The organism is Microvirga sp. GCM10011540 (genome assembly GCF_042650665.1).
GTDB classification, from domain to species: domain Bacteria; phylum Pseudomonadota; class Alphaproteobacteria; order Rhizobiales; family Beijerinckiaceae; genus Microvirga; species Microvirga lenta.
The window spans coordinates 1-4674 of the sequence record NZ_JBHSBQ010000093.1; the positions used below are offsets into that span (position 1 = coordinate 1).

The window sequence follows — 4674 nt, forward strand, 5'->3', positions numbered from 1 at the left end:
CTAGCTCGACCCGCACCGGTCTGCATCGGAACGACCCGTCCCCTCCCACCGCCAGCGAGCTCGCGACTCGCTGGCGGTATCCTCATCTTGCTCGATCAGGACGGGAAAATCATAAGACAAGCATCGGGGCCGCCGACCTGGTTTGGCGCAAGCTGATGGACGCGCTCCCGGCCAAGCTCCGACGTGAACCGAGACGAGACCAGTGCGTTGTAGGCATCGTCATCGGTCGCGGCCAGGAGGTATGCGACATCCTGCAGGTCCATTTCCTCCTCACCGGTCGGAGACAGGACCTCTCCTCGGAACACCCGGACGCCTGCTTCCCGCGCTGGCGCAAGGGCCTCTGGGGAGCGGTCGGACAGGATCACGGGAACGTCCAGCTTCAACAGTGCCTGGGCGAGGCGAATGGTCCAAGGCGTCGCGCCGACAATCAGCAGGCCTGGACGGGCGCTGGAGGCGAGCCCCATTCTTCGAGCCAGAGGTCCAAGGGTAAAGCCGTGCAGGATGACTGTTGCGGCAATGACGGAGAACACAAGAGGCAGGATCAGGCGAGCATCCTCGAAGCCGGCCTGAGCGAGTTGGGTTCCTGCGATACCCGCGACAGCTGCGGCGACCACGCCGCGTGGGCCGATCCAACCGACGAGAAGCCGCTCACGCAGGTTCATCGCACTGCCGATTGTGGCGAGAAAAATTGCCAGTGGGCGGACAACGAACAGGATTGCCGACGTCGTGAGCGCGATGGACCAGGACAGGTCGCGCAGGATTTTGGGCTCGATGCTTGCCGTAAGGAGAATGAATAGCCCTGAAACGATGAAGACTGTCAGCGCCTCGTGGAAGCGCCGTAGTTCCTGCAGACCGACGACACCTATGTTAGCCAGGACGATCCCGAACAAAGTCGCGCCAACGAGTCCGGTTTCCGGCTGGATCAGCTCCCCGGCCGCATAGATTCCCAAGGCGGAGGCGATCAGGATCGGGGTCTTCAGGAATTCCGGGGCAAGGTCACGGTGGAAGCTGAAGCGCAGGAAATAGGCCATGCCTGTACCGAGCGCGGTTGCGATCAGACAGCCCACTGCGGCACGCAATGCGAGCTGAGAGGCAACGGCTCCCTCATCGGCGACGCGCGTCGAGGTCAGCAGGTAGCTGAGAACGAGCAGTGTCAGGGTCGCTCCGATTGGGTCGTTGACGATGCCTTCCCACTTCAAGTACGCCGCAGTCCGCGGATTGAGTTTCGCCTGCCGGAGAAGAGGCATGATCACGGTCGGGCCGGTGACGGTTAGGATCGCTCCGAGCAGGACCGCGACCGGCCAGGAAAGGCCCGCGATGTAATGGCCCGCAACGGCACCGAGAAGCCAGTTGAGGGGCAGGGCGAAGATGATGAGGCGCGCCACGCCGCTTCCGGCCAAGCGCAGTTCGCGGAAGTCGAGATTAAGGCCGCCTTCGAACACGATAATCGCGACCGCGAGCCCAATGGCAGGCCGCATCACGTCGCCGAGCAATTCGCCCGGATTGATGAATCCGATCACGGGGCCGGCGAATGCACCGGCTGCTAGGAGCACGACGATGGCAGGAACGCCGACATACCAGGAGAGCCACTGGGCCAAGACGCCGACGACGGCGACCCCGGCCATGACAAGAAGGATTTCGTGCTCCATTTGCTCCGGCTCACATTGCCGCTCCTAACCAAGCCACAGGGCATCTGGTTCCTTGAAGGGATAATCGAACCGCCCGTACCGCACAGCCGAAAGGTAGATGGTGCGAAAACGGTGTTACTCGCCTCGGCTCAGCCGTCTCAGCGCAATCTTCCGCGCGATGCTGCCGACAGCGAGGTTGAGCGACGCTATGAGTTCAGATCCGTCCGAAAAGTCTGCAGGCGCAAGATTCTGCACGCGCCGGCGCGGATCGGTCCGGTCATTGGCATTCCAATTCTGGCTTTTATCCTTGAAAAGCCCGATCGCGATGCCTCCCTGGTCCTTCAGAAGCTGAAAAACCGACATATCGCTGCGCCCGTCTCCCACGTACACGATCTGGTCCAGCGGAACATAGACGTCCTTCGCCGGCACGTCCCGATAGACATGAGCCGGCGCATTGGCCCCCTTGGGATCAAGCCCTTTCGAGAGCGCCAGGATGTAACGAACTTTCTCGGGATGTGTGACGATAAGCTTAGGAAATGCAATGTCTCCGTCTGAGGAGAAGTGAAGTTCCGTTCCCCAGATCATCTTAAACTCGTGAGCGATGGAGGTGGCGCACATGATGTCGCGATAACCTGAGCTTACGAGGAAGTATTCGACCTCGAGATCTGGGACAACGTTTCTGGCGACCTCCCGTAAGGATGCAAAGATATCGGGCACTCCGGGATAAGGCTGCAGGTTCCGGCCAACATCATGGACGAGTTCCTTGGTGATCCGGCCGCCGGAGCCGGAATTCGACATGTTCACGAGAGCGTAGATCGAGGCTAGGACTTCCTCCCACCCGTTCTCCTGCAGCGGCGCGACGTGCCGGGCCCGCCAATGGTCAGGATCCTCGCCGCAGCGGATCAGGAGGGCATCAAGACAGCCCGGCGCGAGCGTAAGATCGAAGTCGAACACCACCGCCATCCGTCCGTGGTACTGTTCAGTTGCATTGGACATATGGGGCCTTTCGTGGGGTCCCAGCTTCCGGAGAACAGGAGGATCAGCCCTACCATTCCAGCAACGAAGGCAAACAGTACCCCAATTCCCCAGAGCAAGCTGGACCGCCCGCGGCGGTCTGACGTGTTGGGATGGCCATCCGCAGATGGGCTATTCCGAGGCTCCGGGTTTATTGCCATTGGCGATTTTCCTTTTAGTGAGATGTCCCCGAGAAGCTCTCGGTATCATGGCCGGGCTTCCACGCTTGGTACGCAGAGGCTCGTCGTCTGTCCGCAGCTGATCCCAAAAATTCACACGTTTCGGCACACCGGCGAGCAGGTTGAGAGCCTTTCCTGTCAATGCATCTGAGTGGCCCCCTGCTGCCTGATCGCCCAACCGGCAAACCAACCGCCGAGTGTGGCGCCGACCGTATCCATGACAAGATTGACCAGGGTGTCGACCCAAGCGAGGTTGAGAAAAGTGGCTTCCACAATCTCCCAGGCAACTCCCAGGCCAAGGCCGATCAGGGCGGCCTTGAACACGAACCCACCGCTCCCGGGTTCGCCGTGTAGCGAACCGCCGGTCCAGAGGCGATACACGATCGCGGAGACGACGGCGAAGGGTGTGAAGGCGTGGACAAACTCATCGTACCAGACGAACTGATTGAACCAATCCCAGGCCCAGCCTCCCGCATTCAAAAGGGCCGCGCACACGATCAGAAAGCTCATCAGGCTCGGGATCCGGTCTTTCATGAGCATGAAGCCGAGCGACAGGACAAAGAAGCCGCCGATGGTCCATAGGCCGTTCCAGCGCTGAAGCCACCAGACGGCGACAAATGCGACGACCTGCAGTGCAACCCCGAACCAGGCCAGGGCGCGCCAGGTGCCGCTGTTCACGGACGATGAGGATGGGTTAGCGTAAGCCGCTTGCATCGAAAGCTCCTGCTGGGCAGATGAACTGATCGGATTTCCGCCACGTCTGTGGGGCAGTCGTTGAGCAACGGGGGCGCAAGGCCCCCGTTGCCCTAGTCATCGTCTCGCCAAGTGCTATTCCCGAAGACCGATCTCTACGGTCTCGTTGTCGGCGAATTCACGGTATTCCCGGGCATTGAAGTCCCAGTCCCGAATGGCCTCGATCTCTTCCTCGGTCATTCCAGCGACCACAAGCCGATTGCCCACAACGGAGATTCGGCTCATCGGCAGCGGCACCTCCTTCTCACCAAGGCCCAGGAACCCGCCATGCTCAAGCACGATGTAGCCCTGGTTGTCGCCGATGCGCCGCACCACACGCTTCACCTCGCCGACCTGCTGGCCGCGCAGGCTATAGACGTCCATGTCTTCCAGATCCGACACCCGGAACGGACGCACGGCCGCGGCACCGATGGCGCCCGTCGCGCCTTCCACGCCGGTGTCGACCGGGTCATAGCGCGGCTCGAACGTGTTCATGTCCGCACCTGCCACCTGGGTGCCGCCGATGCCCCAGTTGTAGCCGAGCCAGGGCTGGAACTCATTTACGGCAATCCGGTCGCGATCGCCCCAAAGGCCGAACAGGCCGTTACCGAACTCGTTCTCGGCCAACCAGCCGGTGCGGTCGGCGTCCCAGCGCTCGTACAGGCCGTTGTCACCCCAGCCGCCCGCAAACTCGTTCCGGCCCAGGATGCCGTCGCCGTTGCGATCGAACTCACCGAATTCGACGGTGTCCAGGCCCGCGCCCCAGGTGCCCCAGGCCTGGTTGTACTCGTCCTCGGTCAGGCGGGCGTCACGGTCGATGTCCCACACGTTGTACAGGCCACCGTAGAACTCGTTGCGCTCGAGGCGCTGGTTCCGATTGGCGTCCCAGCCGGTGTAAACGCGGTCGACGAACGGGTTGAACTCGTCACGTACAAGCACGTTGTTGCGGTCGCGGTCGAACATCGCCACGTTCAGGCGCGTCCCGGTCTGCTGGCGCTGCTGCTGCTGGGCCTGCTGCTGGCCCTGCATCTGCTCGTAGCGGATGGTGGGCTGGCCCTGGGCCTCGTTGAAGATCACCCGCGGCTCGCCCGTGCGCTCGTACGACACCTGCGGCTGGTCCG

The 4674-nt window shown here is 61.9% G+C and carries 4 protein-coding genes; all 4 read right to left on the minus strand.

Going from position 1 to position 4674, the window contains the following annotated elements; translation table 11 throughout:
- Positions 1-95: 95 nt before the first annotated feature.
- Positions 96-1649, minus strand: a complete 1554-nt coding sequence (locus tag ACFOYU_RS15485) for a cation:proton antiporter (protein ID WP_377034280.1) — start codon at positions 1647-1649, stop codon at positions 96-98.
- A 114-nt stretch (positions 1650-1763) separates the two neighbouring features.
- Positions 1764-2591: an HAD family hydrolase gene (locus ACFOYU_RS15490; protein WP_377034281.1), complete on the minus strand. Its 828-nt coding sequence runs from the start codon at positions 2589-2591 to the stop codon at positions 1764-1766.
- Positions 2592-2959: 368 nt separating this feature from the next.
- Positions 2960-3535 (minus strand): hypothetical protein, encoded by a 576-nt coding sequence (locus ACFOYU_RS15495; protein WP_377034282.1) that lies wholly within the window; start codon positions 3533-3535, stop codon positions 2960-2962.
- Between the two features lie 114 nt (positions 3536-3649).
- Positions 3650-4674, minus strand: a 1025-nt coding sequence (locus tag ACFOYU_RS15500) for a PRC-barrel domain-containing protein (protein WP_377034283.1), incomplete at its 5' end; no start/stop codon positions are given.